Source organism: Streptomyces sp. NPDC058231, from assembly GCF_042882275.1.
Taxonomy (GTDB): domain Bacteria; phylum Actinomycetota; class Actinomycetes; order Streptomycetales; family Streptomycetaceae; genus Streptomyces.
The window spans coordinates 1-20,155 of record NZ_JBHVWN010000036.1 but is presented as its reverse complement, the minus strand read 5'-3'; the positions used below and the strand labels follow the sequence as shown (position 1 = coordinate 20,155).

The window sequence follows — 20,155 nt, the reverse complement described above, 5'->3', positions numbered from 1 at the left end:
GCGCATGTGCGGCGGATCAGGGCAGCGGCCGCGCCCGGTCCGGGTCGGTCAGCGGTCCGAGCAGATCTCCGTACCGCTCCAGCCTCCCCGCCATGTCACCGGCCAGGAAGTGCAGCCCGGCAGGGGTCCGGCACTCCTCGACCTCCGTCCAGGTGACGGGCGCGGACACGGCCGGCTCGCTCCTGGCGCGCAGCGTGTACGGCGCGGCCGTCGTCTTCGCCGCCGCGTTCTGGCTGAAGTCGACGAACACCTTTCCCGGCCGCAGCGCCCGCGTCATCCGGTGCACCACCAGCCCCGGAAGATCGTGCTCCGCCTCCACCGCCAGCCGTTTCGCGTACGCCGACACCCGATCGGAGGGGGTCGGCTCCAGCGGAACGAGGACATGCAGACCCTTCGACCCCGAGGTCTTCCCGCAGGCGGCCAGCCCGTCCGCCGCCAGCCGCTCACGCAGCCAGGACGCCACGGCGCAGCACTCCACGACGGTCGCCGGGGCCCCGGGATCGAGATCGAACACCATCCGGTCGGCGACCCCCGGCGCAGCGGCCTGCCACTGCGGCGTGTGGAACTCCACCACCAGGTTCGCCGCCCACATCAGCGTGGCCAGATCCTGCACGAGGACCTGTCCGGCCGGCTGCGCCGGGTGCCGCGGCACCTCGGCGATCTCGACCCAGGACGGGGTGCCGGGCGGTGGGTTCTTGGTGAAGAACAGCTGCCCGTCCGGCCCGTCCGGATAGCGCAGGAAGGACACCGGCCGGTTGCGCAGATGGGTGAGCAACGGCCCGGCAGCCGTGGCCGCGTAGTAGTGCAGGACCTCCCCCTTGGTGGTTCCCGTGGCCGGATACAGCACCTTGTCGAGATTGCTGAGCGCCAGGCGCCGCCCCTCCACCTCTGTGATCGGCGTCATACGATAAGAATCACATGAATCCTGGATCAACCGGGATATGACGCCATCTACGGGCAGGGGTGAACGGTGAGGTCCATATGGAACGGTGCGATCTCCTTCGGGCTGGTCAGCATCCCGATCAAGCTGGTCAACGCCACCGAGAACCACTCGATCTCCTTCCGTCAGATCCACCTCGCCGACGGCGGCCGGATCCGCTACCGGAAGGTCTGTGAACTCGACGAGCAGGAGGTGACGGCCGCCGAGATCGGCAAGGGGTACGAGGAGGCGGACGGCTCGATCATCCCCATCACCGACGAGGACCTCGGCTCGCTCCCGCTCCCGACCGCGAAGACGATCGAGATCGTCGCCTTCGTGCCCGCCGACGAGATCGATCCGCTCCAGATGGACACGGCCTACTACCTCTCCGCCAACGGGGTCCCCGCGGCCAAGCCGTACACCCTGCTGCGCGAGGCCCTGAAACGGAGCCGGAAGGTCGCCGTCGCCAAGTACGCGCTGCGGGGCCGCGAGAGGCTCGGCATGCTGCGCGTGGTCGACGACGTGATCGCGATGCACGGCCTGCTGTGGCCCGACGAGATCCGCGCCACGGACGGCGTGGCCCCGGAGGCCGACGTCACGGTGCGCGACGCCGAACTCGACCTTGCCGACGCGCTGATGGCCACGCTGGGCGAGGTCGACATGGACACGCTCCACGACGACTACCGGGAGGCGGTCGAGGCGCTCATCGCGTCCAAGGCCTCCGGCGAGGTACTGGAGCCGGCGACGGCCCAGGACGCCGGCGGCGGCAAGGTGATCGACCTGCTTGCGGCGCTGGAGAACAGTGTCAGGGCGGCGAAGAAGGCCCGCGGTGAGGAGGAGGCGGAGACGGCCGCGAAGGAGAAGGCGGATGCCCCGGTCGCCAAGGTGACCTCACTCGCCGGGCGCAAGAAGAGCGGCGGGACAGGAGCGAAGAAGAAGGCCGCCCCGGTCGCCGCGGGAAAGGGGACGGGCCGGAAGGCCGCCGCGAAGAAGACCACACCGGGCAGGGCACCCGCCAGGAAGACCGCCGCGCGGTCGACCCCGAAGCCGGCCGCCAAGAAGACGGCGTCGAAGGGGGCGTCGAAGGCGGCGAAGTCGTCGGCGGGCGCGAAGCCGGCTGCCAAGAAGGCGGCCCCTCGGAAGCGCGCCTCGGCCTGACCGCGGCGGCCGGCCGAGCCGGGGTCCGCACCGCGGGCGGGCGGAGGCCACCACCCGATGGCGGGGGCCGGGAGGACCGTCCTCGCGCGGTGTGCGACCTCCCCGTCGTCAACGGGCGCTGTCCCCCCTTGTGGCGCACGATTGAGGGAAGAGGCCCGAGGGACATCTCGGCGTCCGCCTTACGGGAGTGGCGCCTACTCCCCGTAGAGACCGACCGCATGCGTCCGGGCGGAGCCGAGGCCGGAAACGGCGGGACGACGGTGATCGGACGCGGAATGACTCAACGGGCATACATCACTAGAAAGCGTTAGAAATGTCGCCATGGCTGACCATTCCGACCGATCCCGGAACAGATCGGTTCGGTCCCTGAGCGGCAGGGGTCCGCGAAGCGTAGCCGGGCAGGTATTTCTCCTGCAGGCGGTGGTCATCGTCCTGCTGGTGGCGGGCGCGGTCCTGGCGCTGGTCCTCCAGTCGCTGCACGACGGCGAGCGGGAGGCGGAGCGCCGCTCGGTGGCGGCGGCGGAGGCGTTCGCGCACTCCCCGGGGATCGTGGCGGCGCTCAAATCACCCGATCCGACAAAGGTGCTGCAGCCGCTCACCGAAGAGGCGCGCAGGCTGGCCGGCGTCGACTTCATCGTGGTGATGGACACCAACGGCATTCGCTACACCCACCCCCTTCCGAGCCGCATCGGAGAGAAGTTCGTCGGCAACATCCAACCCTCGCTGGCGGGTCATGTCCATGTGGAGAGCGTCCACGGACCCCTGGGCCAGGAAGTCCAGGCGGTGGTCCCCGTCAACGAGCACAGCGGCCCGGTGGTGGGCCTGGTGGCAGCCGGGCTCAAGGTCAAGAGCGTCTCCAACGGGGTGGAGAGGCAGCTGACGGTCATCTTCGTCAGTGGCGCCGCCGCACTCGTCCTGGCCACGGGCGGGGCCGCACTGGTGGCCAGGCGGCTGCGGAGGCAGACCCACGGGCTCGATCCCGCCCAGATGACCCGTATGTACGAACACCACGACGCGGTGCTGCACGCCGTCCGCGAGGGGGTGCTCATCGTCGGGCACGACGGGCGGCTGCTGCTGGCCAACGACGAGGCGGAACGGCTCCTCGACCTGCCGCCCGACGCCCTGGGCCGCCCCGTCGGAGAACTGGTGGGCCTCGACGCGGCCACGGCCGAACTGCTCACCTCCGGCCGTGAGGCCACGGACGAGGTGTACCTGGCGGGGGACCGGATGCTGGTGGTCAACCAGCGGCGCACGGACAACGACGGAAGCCACCTGGGAACGGTGGCGACCATGCGCGACTCCACCCAGCTCCTGGCGCTCTCCGGGAAGATGGAAACGGTCAACGAACGTCTCAGGCTGCTGTACGACGCCGGGATGGGCATCGGCACCACCCTGGACGTGACACGCACGGCCGAGGAGCTGGCCGAGATGGCCGTCCCCCGTTTCGCGGACTTCGTCACGGTCGACCTCGCGACCCCCGTCCTGCTCGGTGAGGAGCCGACCGGCACCGCTGCCGACATGCGCCGCACCGCTGTCAGCGGCATCCGGGACGACCACCCCCTCTACCCGCGCGGCAGGCTCATCTCGTTCCTTCCCTCCACGCCCCAGGCCCGCGGATTCGTCACCGGCCGGTCGGTGGTGGTGCCCGACCTGTCCGCCGCGCCCGGCTGGCACGCCCAGGACCCCGAACGGACGGGCAACGTCGTCGCGTACGGGATCCACTCGCTCCTCACGACGCCGCTGCAGGCGCGGGGCGTGGTGCTGGGCCTCGCCAACTTCTGGCGCCTGCGGGAGGCCGGGGCGTTCGACGAGGACGACAGGTCGCTCGCCGAGGAGCTGGTCGCCCGTGCCGCGGTCAGCATCGACAACGCACGCCGCTACACCCGCGAGCACGCCCTGGCCGTGATGTTGCAGCGCAGCCTGCTGCCGCGCGCCCTGCCCGAACAGAACGCGCTGGACGTCGCCCACCGCTATCTGCCCGCACAGTCCGGAGTCAGCGGCGACTGGTTCGACGTCATCCCGCTGTCGGGAAACCGCGTCGCGCTGGTCGTCGGTGATGTCGTCGGCCACGGTCTGCACGCCGCGGCCACCATGGGGCGACTGCGCACCGCGGTGCACAACTTCTCCACGCTCGACCTTCCGCCCGACGAGCTCCTCGGCCACCTCGACGACCTGGTCGACCGCATCGACAACGAGGAAGGCACCGCGGAGGGCGGTGTGGGGGTCGTGGGGGCCACCTGCCTGTACGCGATCTACGACCCCGTCTCCCGGCACTGCACCATGGCCCGCGCCGGGCACCATCTGCCCGCGCTGGTCCACCCCGACGGCAGCGTGGACTTCCCCGAGCTCCCTGCCGGACCGCCGCTGGGGCTCGGCGGCATGCCGTTCAAGACCGCCGAACTGGATCTGGCCGTCGGATCCCAGCTGGTCCTCTACACCGACGGGCTGATCGAGGACCGCACCAGGGACATCGACGTGGGGATGGAGTTGCTGCGCCGGGCCCTGGCCCATCCGGGCCGGTCGCCGGAGGAACACTGCCGGGCGGTGCTCGACGCGCTGCTCCCCGCCGAGGCCACGGACGACGTGGCGCTGCTCGTCGCCCGCACCCGCGCGCTCACCGCCGACCAGATCGCCGAATGGGACGTGCCGCTCGACCCCGTCGCCGTGGCCGGGATCCGGGCCGCTGTCGTGGCGAAGCTCGACGACTGGGACCTGTCGGAGCTGGGGTTCACCACCGAGCTGATTCTCAGCGAGCTGATCACCAACGCCATCCGGTACGCGTCCCCGCCGGTCCGGGTGCGTCTGCTGCGGGACCGCAGCCTGATCTGCGAAGTGTCCGACGGCAGCAGCACCTCACCCCATCTGAGTTACGCGGCCGCGACGGACGAGGGAGGCCGGGGGCTGTTCCTCGTCTCCCAGATCTCCGAGCACTGGGGCACCAGGTACACCCCGGAGGGCAAGGTCATCTGGGCGCAGCAGCCACTGCCCGGACCGGCCCCGGGCGCCGAGGGCGCGGACCCGCGCCTGCCGTCCTGAACGACACGCCCCCGGTCGTGGCCGGGCTGCGCCGCCGGGTGCCGTGCGGGTACCGCCCCGGACGAACGGCCGGCACGGCACCCGCACCGAGGTCAGCGCACGTCGACGAAGTCGCCCGCGGCGGTCGCGGAGCCGGTGGTGGAGGTCCCGGCGAAGGTCCAGCGCCAGTAGCCGTCGGCGGACGCCGTGACCGTGGTCTTCAGGGCGCCCGTAGATCCGGACTTCACCGTCTTGACGGTGGTGTAGACCGAGCTGTCCTTCTTGCGGAACTGGAGCTCGGCCGACTGGCTGCCGAAGCCGGTGTACTTGTGCTTCACCCAGTCCGCGCGGGTCAGACTGCCGGTCACGGTGAGCGTCTTCCCCTTCGTCACCGGCTCCGGTGACGCGTTCACGGTGACCTTGCCCCACCGCCTGACCTGGACGCTGCCGGAAGCCGTCGTGTACTCCTCGGCCTTGAGCCCGCCGTCGGACTTGAACAGGCGGGCCGCCACACCGATCTTCCAGGTGGTGGCGTCGCTGTTCGAGTCGAGGTCGTACCGCGGGTCGATGGTGAGCTCGCCCACGCAGTCGGCCGCCCTGGCACCGTCCTCGAAGCAGGTGTAGCCCCCCATGTAGAGGCCGCCGCCGTCCGCCCCCTTGGCGGCGGTGGTGCCGTGGTACAGGAAGGGGCTCGCGTCGTACGCGAACGGATCGGCGGTGCTGTACCCGGAGGGCAGGGTGATCCGGAAGCTGACGGACGGGGTCTTCTCGTCCGAGGTGCCCACCACGACGGGCCGGCCCTTGTTGACGACCACCTTCGACACGGTGATACCGGTGTCCGCGGCCTCCGCGGGGGAGACGGTGAGCGCCGAGAGGGCCAGGGCCCCCACCAGCGCGGCCACGGTGCCGGTTCTTCTGCCTGCGTTCATGCATCCCTCTTCGCGTACGTGGAATACGGAACCGCCCGACGGCGCGTGGCGCGGTCAGGCGGGGGCGGAAGAGTATCAGCGCATGATCGCCGCGCCCGGGCGGGGTGGCCGCCCGTGGACGCGAGACTGCCCCGGGGCCGCGGCCCCGGGGCAGTCGTCACATCGGGCCCGTGGGTCAGCGCCCGCGGTACGAGTCCACGTAACCGGCCGCCGGAGTCCCGACACCCGTCACGTCGTCGTACCCCTTCACCGCCGTGAGCGAGGCGTCCTTGCCCAGGCTCCGCACCGACGTCAGTACGCCGTCCGCCGAGTCGAAGCCGTTGGCGAAGTCGATCCGGGCGACCGCGAGATCACGGCCCACACCCAGCGGGTGGTCGGTGACGTCGTGGTACGTCTTCGAGCCGTACCGTGCGTAGATCGCCGGGTTGGCGAAGCCGAGCGGCCGGCCGTGCTGCGCCTGCTGCGCGAGCGCCTGGACGCCCGCGATGACCGGCGCCGCCAGTGACGTACCACCGATGCGGTACTCGTCGTAGCCCAGCGAACCGTCGGGCAGCGTCTGGGTCTGGCCGACCAGGAAGCCGGTGTTCGGGTCCGCGACCGCCGCGATGTCCGGGGCGGTACGCATCCGGGTCCTGCCGTTCGCCTGTGCGAGCGAGTCCGGGACGACACCGTGCTGGTAGAACGGCTGCTTCACCGTGGAGCTGGTGCCGCCGCCGGCGCCGGAGGTGTACGCGCCGGGGAAGCCGGTCCAGCTCTTCCCGTCGTCGGCGAGGTTCGCCTTCAGCGTGCCCCAGCCGGTCTCCCACTGGTACGCGTCGTGCTTGCCGACGGCCAGCGAGGTGCCGCCGACCGATGTCACCCAGGCGGAGTTGGACGGGACGTCGATCTGCTTCGTGCCGGTGGACGCGACGTTGTCACCCGCGTCGCCGGACGAGTAGTAGAAGCCGATGCCCTCGACCGCGCCCATCTTGAAGACCTGGTCGTACGCGGCTGCGACGTCCGGGGTCTCATTGGCCTCGACGTCGCCCCAGGAGTTGGAGACGATGTCGGCGAGCCGGTGGTCGACGACCTTGTTGAGCGAGTCCAGCAGGTCGGCGTCGAAGCAGGAGGCGCCACCCACGTACACGATGTCGGCGGCGGGTGCCACCGCGTGCACGGCCTCGACGTCGAGGGTCTCCTCGCCGTACCAGCCGGAGGCCCCGCACTCCTCGGTCTGCGTGTAGTCGTCCGGCAGCACCTGGCGGAGCTGCCCGCGCCCGTACGGGGCGTCGCCGTTGCGCTTGGCGTACTCGGAGGCGTCCTTCGCGATGGTCGGCGAGGCGTACGCGTCGGTGATGGCGACGGTCACGCCCTTGCCGGTCCAGCTGCCCGCACCGTACGCGGCGCGCAGCTGCTTGCCGGTGTAGCCCTTGACCGCGTACGGCACCTTGGCCCCGTAGGCGCTCGGCAGCGCCGAGGCGGTCTTGGAACCGTAGTACGAGGAGAAGGGGCCGGAGTTGCGGAACACCGCGTCCGGCGGCGGCAGCGTCTCGTCGTGGCTCGACTTGCGCGGCGCGTTGTCCAGGCCGGAGACGGCGAGGACGGCCTCGCTCAGCCCGGCCGGGACGGAGGCGGTGGAGGACGGTGCGCGGTAGGTCCGGCTGCCCTTGCGGTAGTTGCGCAGCTGGGTGCTGAACGTCTTCTCGGCCGCGGCGACATCGCCGGTGGCGGAGACGTAGTGCTGGTTGGCACCGGTGACGGTCAGCCCGTTCGACTTCAGCCACTGGCTGACCTGGTCGATCTGCTGTTGGGTCGCCCCGAACCGGGCCTGCGCCTCCCCGGCGCTCAGATACTTCCCGTACGAGGAGGACTCCGGGTCCGAGACGGCTGCGGCGTACGCGGCCAGCCCCTTGGCGTCCCGGCCGGCGAGATGGACGCGGACACTCACCTTGCTGCTGTCGGCGGTGGCGCCCTGGTCCGCCTTGGCGGTGGCCCAGACCGGCTTGGTGCCCTGCAGCGCGTCGCGGCCCCCGGGCGCGGAGTCCGCGCTGGCCGACGGTATGCCGAGGGCGAGTGCACCGGCGAGCAGCGGCAGTGTCGCTGCCATGCTCAGCCCGGCGCGACGCCTGGCGCGACTGGTTCTCATGTAACCCCCTGCGATGTGGTTCTTCGCGTGTGGAGCATGTGCCGGATGATGTGCACATGTAAGCCGCCACTCTGGCGAGGAACCCTTTACGTAAGGGGCATGCATTCACCAAGAAACTGTCAAGAGGTGGCGAGAGATGGGCAGTTAGGGGCGAGATAGGTTGGAATGCGTGCACCGGAACCGGTCGGCGGAGCCACGGAATCCGGTCATCGAGCGGGGCCCGCGGACGCGGACCGACCGGACCGGGCGTCGACGGCGGACCCGCCGAGGAGCCGATGAGCGCGTGTCGGACCACCTCGGTCCGTAGACTGCGCGGTGCCGCGACTGGCGCGTATCCCGGCAGGGGTGCTCCGTGGAACCGACCACGAGGAAGCGGCACACTCCGGGCCTGCCCGGAGGCGTCACCGCCGGAGAGCCGTCCGCCTGGGCATCCGGGTCCACGCCGCAGCAATGCGCCAGACCCGGGAGGATCCCATGACGCCGTCCGAGAACCGCCGGCCCGCACTCACCGTCACCGATCCGGAGATCGCGGCCCTCGTATCCGCCGAGGAGCAGCTCCAGGCCGACACCCTGCGCCTGATCCCCAGTGAGAACTACGTCTCCGCGGCCGTGCTGGAGGCCTCCGGCACGGTGCTCCAGAACAAGTACTCCGAGGGCTACCCCGGCAAGCGGTACTACGAGGGCCAGCAGATCATCGACCAGGTGGAGACGGTGGCCGTCGAACGGGCCATGTCCCTGTTCGGCATGGAACACGCCAATGTGCAGCCGTACTCCGGTTCACCCGCCAACCTCGCCGTCTACCTGGCGTTCCTGCGGCCCGGCGAGACCGTGCTCGGCATGTCGCTGCCGATGGGCGGTCACCTCACACACGGCTGGGGGGTGTCCGCGACCGGGACCTGGTTCCGCGGCGTGCGGTACGGCGTCCGGCGCGACACCGGCCGGATCGACCTGGACGAGGTGCGCGACCTGGCCCTTGCCGAGCGTCCGAAGGTGATCTTCTGCGGCGGCACCGCGGTGCCCCGGACGATCGACTTCGCCGGCTTCGCCGACATCGCCCGCGAGGTCGGCGCGGTACTGGTCGCCGACATCGCCCACATCGCCGGCCTGGTCGCGGGCGGCGCCCACCCCTCACCCGCCCCGTACGCCGACGTGGTCTCGACCACCACCCACAAGACCCTGCGCGGCCCGCGCGGCGCGATGCTGCTGAGCCGTGCGGAGCACGCCCGCGCCATCGACCGCGCGGTCTTCCCCGGTCTCCAGGGCGGCCCGCACAACCACACGACGGCAGCGATCGCGGTGGCCCTCAAGGAGGCCGCGACCGCCGATTTCGGGGTCTACGCCCATCAGGTCGTCACCAACGCCCGCGTCCTGGGCGAGGAGTTGGCGTCCCGCGGTTTCGACCTGGTCTCCGGCGGCACGGACAACCACCTCCTGCTGATCGACCTCACCGGCAAGGACGTGCCCGGCAAGATCGCGGCGAAGGCCCTGGACCGGGCCGGGATCGTCGTCAATTACAACGCCGTCCCGTACGACCCCCGTAAGCCCTTCGACCCGTCCGGCATCCGCATCGGCACCCCGGCCCTGACCTCGCGCGGCATCCCCGCATCCGCGATGGGCACGGTCGCGGAGTGGATCGACCGGGTGGTGGAGGCGGCGCGCACCGGCGACGAGGAGACGGTCACCAAGGTGCGCGCCGACGTGCAGGACCTGATGAGCGGCTACCCGGCGCCGGGGCTGCCGGTGGGCTGAGCGCCGTCGGGCCCCGCTGCGGGCAGCCGGGCGATGAGCAGCGCCACGTCATCGTGGTCGCCGGGCCGGCGCAGCGCCCGCAGGAGCAGGTCGCAGGTCTCCTCCAGGTCGCGGTGCGGACCCGCGAGCAGGGACAGCAGGAGATCCAGCCGATCGTCGATGGCCTGGTCGCGGGTTTCGACCAGGCCATCGGTGTACAGGACCAGCTGATCACCACGGTCCAGGGCGAGGCGGGTGGTACCGAACGGCACCCCGCCCACGCCGAGCGGCGCGCCGGTGGGCAGGTCGAGCAGCTCCGGGGTGCGGTCCGGCCGCATGAGCACCGGCGGCAGATGCCCGGCCAGCGAGATGTCGCACATGCCGGTGTGGGGATCGAACACGGCGTAGGCGCAGGTGGCGAAGGTGTGTTCGATGCCGGCGGTGCCCCGGTCGAGATAGTGCAGGACGTCGGCCGGATCGAGGTCGAGCTGGGTCAGTGTGCGGGTGGCGGTGCGCAGCTGGCCCATGGCGGCGGCGGCGTCGATGCCGCTGCCCATGACGTCACCGATGACCAGGGCGGTCTTGTCGTCGGCCAGCGGGATGACGTCGAACCAGTCGCCGCCGATCTCACTGGTGGCGTCGGCGGGCTGGTAGCGGTGGGCGATCTCAAGGCCCAGCCGGTCGGCCGGCCGCTGGGGCAGCAGGCTGCGCTGGAGCGTCAGGGCGGCGTGCCGCTGGCTCTGGAACAGGCGCGCGTTGTCGACGCACACCGCCGCGCGGGCAGCCAGCTCCCCGACCAGGACCACGTCGTCGTCGTCGAAGGGCCTCGGATTGTCGGCGCGCATCAGGCCCACGGCGCCGATCACCTCGCCACGGGCGATCAGCGGGACCGCGAGGTAGGAGTGGACCCCGGCCGCGGCCAGCAGCCCCGCGCAGTTGTCGTCCCGGGCGACGCGGCGCAGGTCCTGGCCGGTCACGTCGGCCTTGAGGACCGCCCGGCGGAAGTTGACGCACTGGGTGATCAGACGGTCGGCGTCGTACTGGGCGAGGCTGCCGGTGGGATCGACGGCCTGGGTCGCCTTGGTGGGGTAGGCCGACACCACCGCCAGCGCCCGGAACCGTGCCGGGCCGGTGTCGGCCGTGGTGCTCCGCTGGTCGTGCAGAACGCTGTCGAGGACATCGACCGTGACCACGTCGGCCATCGCCGGTACACAGATCTCGGCCAGTTCTCGGGCGGTCTGTTCCAGGTCGAGGGTGGTACCGATCCGTACGGAGGCGTCCGCCACCAGGGCCAGCCGGCGCCGCGCCCGGGCGGCGTCGGCGGCCGCCCGGTGCTGCTCGGTGACGTCCACCACCGAGGTTGCCAGCCCGAGCACCCGCCCGGCGGGATCCTCCAGCCGGTAGAACGACACCGACCAGGCATGGTCCTGCTTGTCGCCCGGGATCCGGCCGACGACGAAGCGGTCCAGCAGCGGCACACCGGTGGCCAGCACCTGGCGCATGTCCGACTCGATGGACTCCTCGTGCCGGAAGGGGGGCGCCTCGCTGACGGCACGCCCGACCTGCTCGGCGGCGGGCGGACCGCCTATGCCCGCCAGCACCGGGTTGGCCAGCACGTACCGCAGCTCGGTGTTCATGACCCCCAGGCCGATCGGGGACTGGGAGACCAGCCGCATGGACAGCGCCAGATCCCGCTCCACGCGCCGCAGCGTCCCCTGGTCCGTGGCGATGCCCAGCGCGTAGCGGCCGCCCCTTTCGTCCTGCAGCCGCATGTTGCGGAATTCCACCAGCCGGGTGCTGCCGTCCCGGTGCCGGATCGGGAAGGTACCCGCCCAGCGCTCCCCGCTCTCCATCACATGGGCGAACAGCTCGATCACCGTCTCCAGGTGCTCTTCGTCGACGAGCAGACGGGCCGCGAACCGGCCCAGCGCCTCTTCGGGGGAGTAACCGAACAGCTCCTCGGCCTGCGGGCTCCAGAACAGGATCCGGCCGGTGTCGTCGAGCACCACCGCGGCCAGGCTCAGCACGTCCAGCAGTCCGCTCGGCGCGGGGGCCTCACCCGTCCGGCCCGGCCCGGCCCGGAACGCGTCGGTCGTACTCATCCCCGGCACCCCTTCCGCTTGCCCGCACGACAGCGGCTTCGTGGCCGCGTCGGCCCCGCGCACCGCTCCTCTCGTCCCACCGCAGCCCCTCCATCGTCCCTCCGAAGTGGGGACCCAGCACTCCACCGCTGCCGTGTCCGGTGCCCACGGGCCGTCCCCGGTCGCCGTCCGGTTTCCTGAATCGGTGCGGAACGACCCCTGCAAGGGTGTCAAATAGCCATAATTGGCCACTGTGCAGAAATAGGCAGTACGGACTCATTATTGCAATTGTCATGAATTGAAGTGACCGTTGTTGTGTCGTTAACTTCCTGATAACCTCCCGATCACCGGAGGTTCATGATCATCCAGAGATTTCATCTCTTCGCGGATCGAACCCCGGTGTAACTGGCATCCAGCGCTGTGTGCCGATGACGGACATACCGGCGCCGGCCCATTGCATGGCGTCTGTGCCATGGGGGCTCAGTAATGGCGATCTTGCGTACCGAACGCTTTTCCGACCTGCTCGCGCGTTGCGCCGAAGAGGCCGATTCCCTCACGCTCGTCGCGGCAGCCGCCCGGCATGTCGCCACACTCGGGGGGCGCTTTCCCGAGGGGCTGGGGATGGACGCGCTCACGGCCGAGGAGCGATTCCTTCTGGAGTCGGCCGAGGCGGCGGGGGCGACGGTGCACTGCACGGTGGCCCAGCGGGGGATCGGTGACCACATGCTGATCACCTCGACCGGCCGGCTGCGTCTCGTCGTCGCCGGCGAACAGACCCCCGACGGTGCGGTCTTCGTCGGCAACGTGGACTGGCACGGCAACAGGCCCGCCGACCTCGACGACGAGTTCACCCATCGGCGGTACACCAGCCTGGCGAGTCGTGAAGCGGTCAAGAAATGGCTCGTGGCCGAGGGGGCCGACCGCGCCCTCGACCTGATTCGCAAGCTGCGCCACACCTTCCGCCACGTCGGCCCCATGGTCGTCCATGTAGGTGACCGCCACTACACGAACCTCGGCAAGGCGAGCAATCTTGTCGGGAAGTCGGTCGGAGTCGATTCCGAAAAATGCCTTCTCAATGTCCTGGAAGGCACACCGCTCCTGGAATGGTCGGACGAGGACTGCACGTTCCTGACCCTGATGAGCATTCTCATTGCTTCCGGCACGCCTTCCCGTACCGAGGAGTTCAGCGGAACGCAATTGTCGACGGCGCGGTTGGAATCCTTCATTCGCGGCAGAATTCAGGCATATTCCCAGGAGGTCCCGGAGAGCGTCGAAGGGCTGCCCGAGATCGAGCGGCTCTGGTCCCTGGCCGCGATCTCGTGCGGTGCCCGGGAGTCGGCCATGGCGAGCGGTGTGCCGGTCTACCGCGTCATCCAGGGGATGACGATCAACAAGGAGGAGCGGCTTCTCGACACACCGGTGGGCGCAGCCGATCTCCCGGACTCCTTCTCCCGGCTGCTCCGGCCCTACCTGACAGGCGCGCAACTGGACGGCGTGGGGGACCCCACCGCTCTCGCCGCTGCCTGGGCTCCGCACATCGCGGGCCTGCACGAGCCCGCGGACAGCGGATTCTCCACCCGTTTCGAGGAACTGCTGCACGAGCTCGTCGCCGCCGCCACGTCCGCCACGCGCTCCCACGTCGGGATGTCCCGCGGGCCGAAGGACGTGGGCCTCCTCGGGCGCCTGCTGGCACAGGGCGATCCGGCACCCGGTAAGTGGAAGACCAGCGACTACTACTGCTGCGTCGTACCGTCGGCGGAATTCGTCGACCGTTTCTCGGCCGACCCGGAGAGTCTGGTCCAGGTCGTCCGGGCGATCGCCGCCAGGATGAGGTGGAACGGATGGCACTTCATGCCACCCGTCGCGGGGCCGGGCGAACTGTTCGAGGACCGTGACTGGTTCTTCCCGCCGTCCATGCCGGACATCACCGAGTGGACCTCCCACCATCATCAGGGCCATGTGGCGAACGGCGTACGGCACGCGATACGGGTGCCGCTGCCGCTGGTCCTCGCCGGGGCGACCCGTGCCGGGATCCACGATTTCCGGCTGATGCGCTCGGACGGTGACCCGTACGACCTCACCGACCTGCGGGCCGCGATCGCCGTCGCCCGGGTCCTGCAGAGCCTGTACCAGGCACACGCCCGCGAGCTCGAGACGTCCTCGGCCGGCCTCGTCGTCTCCGACTTCGGCAATCGCTGGTACCAGGCCCGCTACCAGGTGACGCCGGAGACCGGCCCCGCCGGGGCGGCCGCCCCGTCCGTGTAGTCGTCCGCCTGTCCGGGACAGAGAACAGCTGAGAGTTGGTACCGAGGAAATGCCCTCCCTTGAAGCAGAAGCAGGCCGACGGGTCCTGGTGGTCGGCTGGAAGGCCAAGGCGATCCGGGCGCTGGCGCGCCATGGAGCCGTGGTGACGAGTGTGGTCACGCCCGGCGAGGCGGCCAAGTGCCGTAGCCTCGGCCTGGGCAGGACCCTGGTCGCGGCCGATCCCACCCGGGTGGAGGACGTCGCCGCCGTACTGGCGCGACACGACGAATCCGCCGCAGACTTCGATGTGGTGTGCAGTCCGCAGGAGCTGACGGTGCTCACGGCGGCACTCCTGGGCGCGCCCGCCGGAAACTCGGCCATTCCGCACCGGACGGCTCTGGCGCTGCGCGACAAGGCGGTGCAGAAGGCGGCCGTCCGCGCCGCGCGGCTCCCGGTCGCGTCCAGCAGCGTCTGCGCCCACACCGGCGACCTGGCTGACGTGGCCGCCGACGGCCCGGTCGTCGTGAAGCCGCTCAGCGGCGCGGGCAGCGCGGACACCTACCGGGTCGACACCCCCGCGGAGGCGAGCAGGCTGGCGAAGCAGCTGACGGAGCAGGGGCCGGCGGTGCCCTGGCTCGTCGAGGAGTTCATCGACGGCACCGAGATGCAGGTCGACGGGGTGGTCCGCGACGGGACGCTGCTCTTCATGTCCGTGGCGCGCTACCTGCACAACCTCATCCACATCCACGACGGCGCCCTGGTCGGGGCGGCGGCACTGGCTCCCGGAGCCCACCCGGAGCTGTACGGCCGGATAGGCGGCCTGGCCGCCCGCGCGCTCGAGGCGCTCGGGTTCGAGGACGGGGTCTTCCACATGGAGGTCTTCGTCGACCGGGACCGCGTCGTCTTCAGCGAATGCGGCGGGCGGGTCGGCGGCGGACTCACCGACGAGATGCTCCGGCACCGGTTCGGTACGGACATCTACGACGAGTGGGCCCGCGCCGTCCTCGGCCTCCCCACCGCGGTCGCAGAGAAGGAGCCCGACACGGGTGACAGCGTGGGCTACATCCATCTGACGGTCCCGTCGGGCCGGGTCACCGCCGCGCCCACCCACGAGGAGCTGGCGGCCCGCCCCGGTGTCCTGCACGCCGAACTGGACGTCAACGTCGGTGACGTCGTGGGCGACCTGACGGTCAGTTCCCACCTGAGGGCGGCGCGCGTGCTGATCCGGGGTGCCGACGACACGAGCGTGACCGCGGACCTGCACTCCCTCGCGCAATGGTTCGGGCAGGCGACGACGGTCGGCCCCGTCCCGTGAGCGCCGCTCTCCCGAACGTATCCCGCCTGCCCGACAACGGAGCCACAGCGATGACAGCAACCCAGCCGTTCCGCGGCGACCAGCACCACGAAGACCCGGTTGTGGTGCTCGGGTGGAAGCCCACCGAGGTCCTGACGGCCCTCGTGGAACACGGTGCGCGCGTCATCTGCGTCTGCGAGCCCGCGGACCTGGCCGCTGCCGAGAAGGCCGGAACGGCCGACCGGATCGTGACGGCGGCTTCGGTGACCGATGCCGCAGAGGTGGTCGGGGCACTGGCGCGAGAGGGGGTGTCCCTGGCACCGGGCGCGGTCGTCTGCACGGCGGACGAGTTCCCCGTCGTGACCGCCTCCGCGGTGGGCGAGGCGCTCGGCTGCCGGTCCTGGCCGATGCCCCGGGCCCTGGCGCTGCGCGACAAGTTCGTCCAGAAGCAGCTCGTCCGCAGGGCCGGGATCCGCGTGGCACAGGCGTACTTCGTGGAACGGATGGCCGATCTGGCCCAGGTCCCCTTCCCCCTGCCGTACGTGGTCAAGCCCTTCGACGAGGCCGGTTCCCGCCGCACCACGGTCGTACGGACGGCCGAGGAGGCCGCGCGGCTCCAGGGCGGGGCCGAGGACCCGGGGCCGTGGCTGGTCGAGTCGTTCGTCCCGGGAGGTGAGCTCCATGTCGACGGAGTCGTCCGTGACGGGGAGCTGCAGATGATCAGCGTCTCCCGCTACCTCAACAACGTGGTGGACTTCCGGACCGGAGGGCTCGTCGGCTCGACCGTGCTCGACCGCGACACGCACGCCGCACTCCACACGGCGGTGGCGGACATCGCCGACCGGTCCCTCCGGGCCCTCGGCCACCACGACGGCGTCTTCCATCTGGAAGTGTTCGAGCAGGAGGAGGGACTCGTCTTCGGCGAGTGCGCCGGCCGCGTCGGCGGTGCACGGGTCGACACGGTCGTGCGGCTGAAGTACGGCGTGGACCTGTACGACGAGTGGGCGCGGGCCGTCCTCGCGATCCCCACGGCGGTGGCCGCGGCCACGCGGGACGAGCGCACCTTCGGGTGGCTGCACCTTCCTGCCGTGGCCGGACGGGTGACCAGCATGCCTTCGGTGGAGGAGATCCGGGAGCGGCCCGGCGTGGAGATCGTCGAGATGAAGGTGGGAACCGGCGATGTGATGGCCGACACCGGCCGGGACATCAACGCGCGCGCAGGCCGCGTCGTGGTCTCCGGGGACAGCGCCGCCGAGGTCGACCGACGGCTGCGCGCACTCGCGGTCTGGTTCCGGGACTCCGTCGAGGTCGAGCCTGCCTGATCGGCAGGACTGCCCCCGGTGCCACGCCTCCTCCCGGACCTCCGCGAACATCCCGCCCGAAGAACGGCCGCCATGAACACCACTGTCCGCAAGCTTTCGGAACGGCTGCTGCCGCACAGCGCCGCCGGCCGGACGCTGGCTGCGGGATCCTTCCTCGACGCGTTCGGCTCCGGCCTGTTCCTGGCTGTGGCGACGCTCTATTTCGTCGGCACCGTCGGTATCACCCCCGCCCAGGTGGCCCTCGCGCTGGCCGTTGCGGGCTGCCTCGGACTGCTGAGCAGTGCGCCCGGCGGGAGGCTGGCCGACCGCGTCGGGGTCCGCCCCGTCTATCTGTCCCTGCTGGTCCTGCGCGGCGTTTCCTACGGGCTCTACACGGTGGTCGACGGATTCACCGGGTACCTCGTGGTCACCTGTCTGGCGACGGTCTTCGACCGGGGCTGCTCCCCGCTCACCCAGGCGGCGGTACGCCAGGTCGTCGGGGTGAAGGACCGCAACAGGACCATGGCGGCGATCCGGGCGCTGCGCAACATCGGATACACGGCGGGCACGCTCGTCGCGGCCTCCGTGGTGGCCGTCCACAGCAGGGAACTGATCCAGCTGCTGTTCCTCGCCAACGGCCTGACCTTCCTGATCACGGCCTGGTGCTCCAACCGGGCCCTGACGATGGCGCGGGCGCCCGGCCGGGACGTCCACGGGCGGACGGATACGCGGGAGACGCGGAGCGAGAAGGAGGGCGGGCCGGGAACACCGGATTCCCCCTTGCCGCGCGTACCGTCCCCGTTCCGCAGCATGCCCTTCATGGCGCTGACGGCGGGGAACGCGCTGATGTGCCTTCACGACACGGTCCTGGTCGTGCTCCTGCCCGTCTGGGTCGTCCACCACCCTGAGATCCCGCTGGGGGCGGTGCCCGCCCTGCTCGCCGCCAATACGGCGCTCACCGTGCTCGCCCAGGTCTGGATCTCCTCCCTGGACCTCGGGCGGACCCTGGCCCTGGGCCTGCTCTGGACCGCGGCCGCGGCGCTCTGCGCGGCCTGCCTGCTCTTCGCCCTCGCCGGCGGGCCGGCGGCGCCCGCCGGCATCTTTCTGGTCGGCGCCGCCGTGGTGCTGCTGACCGTGGGGGAGAACCTGCACGCCGCCGCGTCCTGGTACCTCTCCGACGCGATGGCTCCGCCCCAGGCCTACGCACGCTACCTGGGCGCCTTCACCACGAGCGTCACCGCGCACGGTCTGCTCGGCCCCGCACTGGTCCTCGGCGTCCTGTTCCCCCTGGGTGCCGCCGGCTGGGGCCTGCTGGGAGCACTCTTCACCGCGGGCGCGGGAGGCATGAGCCTGGGCGCTGCCCGCGCGACGCGGAAGCCGGTGCCCGCCCTGACCCGGCCCGCCGTCCCCGCTTCCGACTGAACCCGATCCAACCCCTGACAAGGAGAGAAACTCCGCCATGGCATCACAGCCCACCGTGATCTACGTCGGTACCCGGCGAGGGCCCCATGAGGCGAACCGCGCCCTGATGGCAGCCCGTAACGCCGGATACCGGGTCGCGCTCCTCGGCTCCCGTGCGCCGGGGATCCAGCAGGACCTCATCCATGATTTCGAGAAGATCAGTCTCTCGAACCGGGAGGAGGCACTGGAGGCCGGCCTGCGTCTCGCTCAGCGCACCGGGGCCGGCGGGGCGCTGGCCTGGACCGACGGCGGGGTGGAGCTGGCCGCCGCGCTCTCCGAGAAGTGCGGTTGGCGCGGGGTCCCTGTCGAGGCCGCCCACAAGGCGCGCAACAAGCACTCCATGCGCATGGCGCTGGCATCACGCCCCGACCTCATCCCCCGGTTCCGTCTCGTGACGACGCTGGAGCAGTTGACGCAGGCGCGTCAGGAGATCGGTGCGCCGGCGGTCCTCAAGCCTGCCGGGGGCAGCGGTAGCCGCTCCATCCTCCAGGTCGAGCCGGAAACCGATCTCGCCGAGCTGTTCGCGCAGGCCACCGCGCTCACCCTGCCCAGCGTCGCCTCCATCTTCGCGGACTACCCGGGCGAGTTCGTCTACGAGGAGAGGCTGGGCGGTACCGAGCACAGCGTCGAGGGATTCGTCCATGACGGCACGACGTACATCGCGGGAATCACCGACAAGCAGGTTTCCTTCCCGTACTACGTCGAGTACCAGGAGATCCACCCCAGTGCGCTGCCCGGCCCCGCGGTCGAAGCCGTCCACGCGCTGACCCACGAGGTCACCCGGGCCGTCGGCCTCGACTGGTGCGGCTTCCACCTCGAATGCCGGGTGCTCGAGGACGGCACGGCGAAACTGCTGGAGATCGCCGCCCGCCCCGGTGGCGGTTACATCACCTCGCACCTGGTGCCCGGCAGCACCGGCGTTCCCTTCCACGAGAACCTCGTCCGGCTCACCTCCGGCGACAAGCCGGACCTGGAGCACCGTTCCCGGGCCCACTTCGGCAGCCGGAGCATCATCAGCCCCGTCGAGGGCGTCTTCCAGGGCTTCGAAGGCCTCAACGACGTCCTGCAGATCGGCGGGCTCGAGCACTTCGCGTTCGCTCACCGGATCGGCGACAGGATCGTCCTTCCGCCGGGGGACGCGGGGAGCTGCGAACTGGGCAGCGCGCTGGTGCGCGCACCGGAGTTCGACGACGTCCAGCAGGCTCTGGACCTGGCCGCGGAGCTCGCCCGCCCCCGCGTCGAATAGCCGGGGAGCGCGCCCCGGCGGCACCGGCTCGCGCCCCGTCGCAGCCCCGCGGGCGCGCCGCACCCGGTCCCGCTCGCCGGCAGACGCAGCGGCCCCGTCGCGAGGTGAGTGATGCGGCGGGGCCCCGGGCGCAGTCGTTCGTGCGAAGTCGGACGACGGTGATCAGCAACACCACCGCACACACCGCACCGAGGCCGCCGCACAACCCGACGAGCGCCCCCATCCAGCGGAAGAACGCGGTGGGCACGGTACCGATCTGGGCGAGTTGGCCCTGCGCCGGCGCTCGCAGCGCGGCCTGCCGCTCCTGACGCCGGGTTATCGCTGTCGCGGAACCGCGAACGTCCAGTGCGACCCAACTGCCGCCGACCGCAGCGACCAGACAGAAGATCAACAGAACCCGGTCGCCACGGTCCGCTCCCGCATCGAGGAGTTCGGCACGGCCGAGGGCAGCCGGCTCTTCGCCGCCGAGCGCGGGGGGAGAACGGCGAGTGATCCGCGACCTGACCTGAAGAGCCACCCGCCACTCACTCGCGATCAGTGACACACAACGACAGAGGGTCGGACCCAGTGAGACTGGGTGCGCCCCGAAGTACTCCGGACACAGCCGGGTGAGCGGCGTGATAAATGGGTACGGTCTGTATTGACCCCCGGCGG

12 protein-coding genes and 1 riboswitch are annotated in these 20,155 nt (G+C 70.9%); of the genes, 8 read left to right on the top strand and 4 right to left on the bottom strand.

Annotated elements, in window-relative coordinates; translation table 11 throughout:
- Positions 1-16 precede the first annotated feature (16 nt).
- Entirely contained in the window at positions 17-904 is an 888-nt protein-coding gene (ligD, locus tag ACFVXE_RS22940; protein ID WP_389673603.1) for a non-homologous end-joining DNA ligase, read from the bottom strand.
- Positions 905-970: 66 nt separating this feature from the next.
- Here ligD and ACFVXE_RS22935 point away from each other — a divergent pair, with 66 nt between their 5' ends.
- Entirely contained in the window at positions 971-2,077 is a 1,107-nt protein-coding gene (locus tag ACFVXE_RS22935; protein ID WP_389673602.1) for a Ku protein, read from the top strand.
- A 321-nt stretch (positions 2,078-2,398) separates the two neighbouring features.
- On the top strand, positions 2,399-5,113 hold the full coding sequence (locus tag ACFVXE_RS22930; protein ID WP_389673600.1) for a SpoIIE family protein phosphatase: 2,715 nt from the start codon (positions 2,399-2,401) through the stop codon (positions 5,111-5,113).
- A gap of 92 nt (positions 5,114-5,205) precedes the next feature.
- Here the strand turns inward: ACFVXE_RS22930 and ACFVXE_RS22925 are convergent, their stop codons facing one another.
- Both ACFVXE_RS22925 and ACFVXE_RS22920 read right to left on the bottom strand, forming a co-directional pair.
- On the bottom strand, positions 5,206-6,021 hold the full coding sequence (locus ACFVXE_RS22925) for a hypothetical protein (protein WP_389673599.1): 816 nt from the start codon (positions 6,019-6,021) through the stop codon (positions 5,206-5,208).
- A 175-nt stretch (positions 6,022-6,196) separates the two neighbouring features.
- The gene (locus ACFVXE_RS22920; protein ID WP_389673597.1) at positions 6,197-8,146 is read right to left on the bottom strand and encodes a protease pro-enzyme activation domain-containing protein; all 1,950 of its coding nucleotides are present in this window, start codon (positions 8,144-8,146) and stop codon (positions 6,197-6,199) included.
- A gap of 310 nt (positions 8,147-8,456) precedes the next feature.
- A riboswitch (ZMP/ZTP riboswitch) is annotated at positions 8,457-8,582 on the top strand.
- 38 nt (positions 8,583-8,620) lie between these two features.
- Between ACFVXE_RS22920 and glyA the strand changes: the two genes are divergently transcribed.
- Entirely contained in the window at positions 8,621-9,895 is a 1,275-nt protein-coding gene (gene glyA, locus ACFVXE_RS22915) for a serine hydroxymethyltransferase (RefSeq protein ID WP_389673596.1), read from the top strand.
- On the opposite strand, the gene ACFVXE_RS22910 is transcribed toward glyA, so the two are convergent.
- Positions 9,865-11,976 carry a SpoIIE family protein phosphatase gene (locus tag ACFVXE_RS22910; RefSeq protein ID WP_389673595.1) on the bottom strand — a complete coding sequence of 704 codons (2,112 nt, stop codon included), beginning with the start codon at positions 11,974-11,976 and terminating at the stop codon, positions 9,865-9,867. The genes glyA and ACFVXE_RS22910 overlap by 31 nt on opposite strands.
- Positions 11,977-12,441: 465 nt before the next feature.
- On the opposite strand from ACFVXE_RS22910, the gene ACFVXE_RS22905 reads away from it, so the two are divergent.
- The 5 genes from ACFVXE_RS22905 to ACFVXE_RS22885 all read left to right on the top strand — a co-directional run bounded on the left by ACFVXE_RS22905 (position 12,442) and on the right by ACFVXE_RS22885 (position 19,501).
- On the top strand, positions 12,442-14,220 hold the full coding sequence (locus tag ACFVXE_RS22905; protein ID WP_389673593.1) for a hypothetical protein: 1,779 nt from the start codon (positions 12,442-12,444) through the stop codon (positions 14,218-14,220).
- Positions 14,221-14,269: 49 nt separating this feature from the next.
- Positions 14,270-15,514, top strand: coding sequence for an acetyl-CoA carboxylase biotin carboxylase subunit family protein (locus ACFVXE_RS22900; RefSeq protein WP_389673592.1), 1,245 nt, complete (start codon positions 14,270-14,272; stop codon positions 15,512-15,514).
- Between the two features lie 50 nt (positions 15,515-15,564).
- Entirely contained in the window at positions 15,565-16,815 is a 1,251-nt protein-coding gene (locus ACFVXE_RS22895; protein WP_389673590.1) for an ATP-grasp domain-containing protein, read from the top strand.
- Positions 16,816-16,887: 72 nt separating this feature from the next.
- Positions 16,888-18,216, top strand: coding sequence for an MFS transporter (locus ACFVXE_RS22890; RefSeq protein ID WP_389673588.1), 1,329 nt, complete (start codon positions 16,888-16,890; stop codon positions 18,214-18,216).
- Positions 18,217-18,253: 37 nt separating this feature from the next.
- Positions 18,254-19,501: an ATP-grasp domain-containing protein gene (locus ACFVXE_RS22885; protein WP_389673587.1), complete on the top strand. Its 1,248-nt coding sequence runs from the start codon at positions 18,254-18,256 to the stop codon at positions 19,499-19,501.
- Positions 19,502-20,155 lie beyond the last annotated feature (654 nt).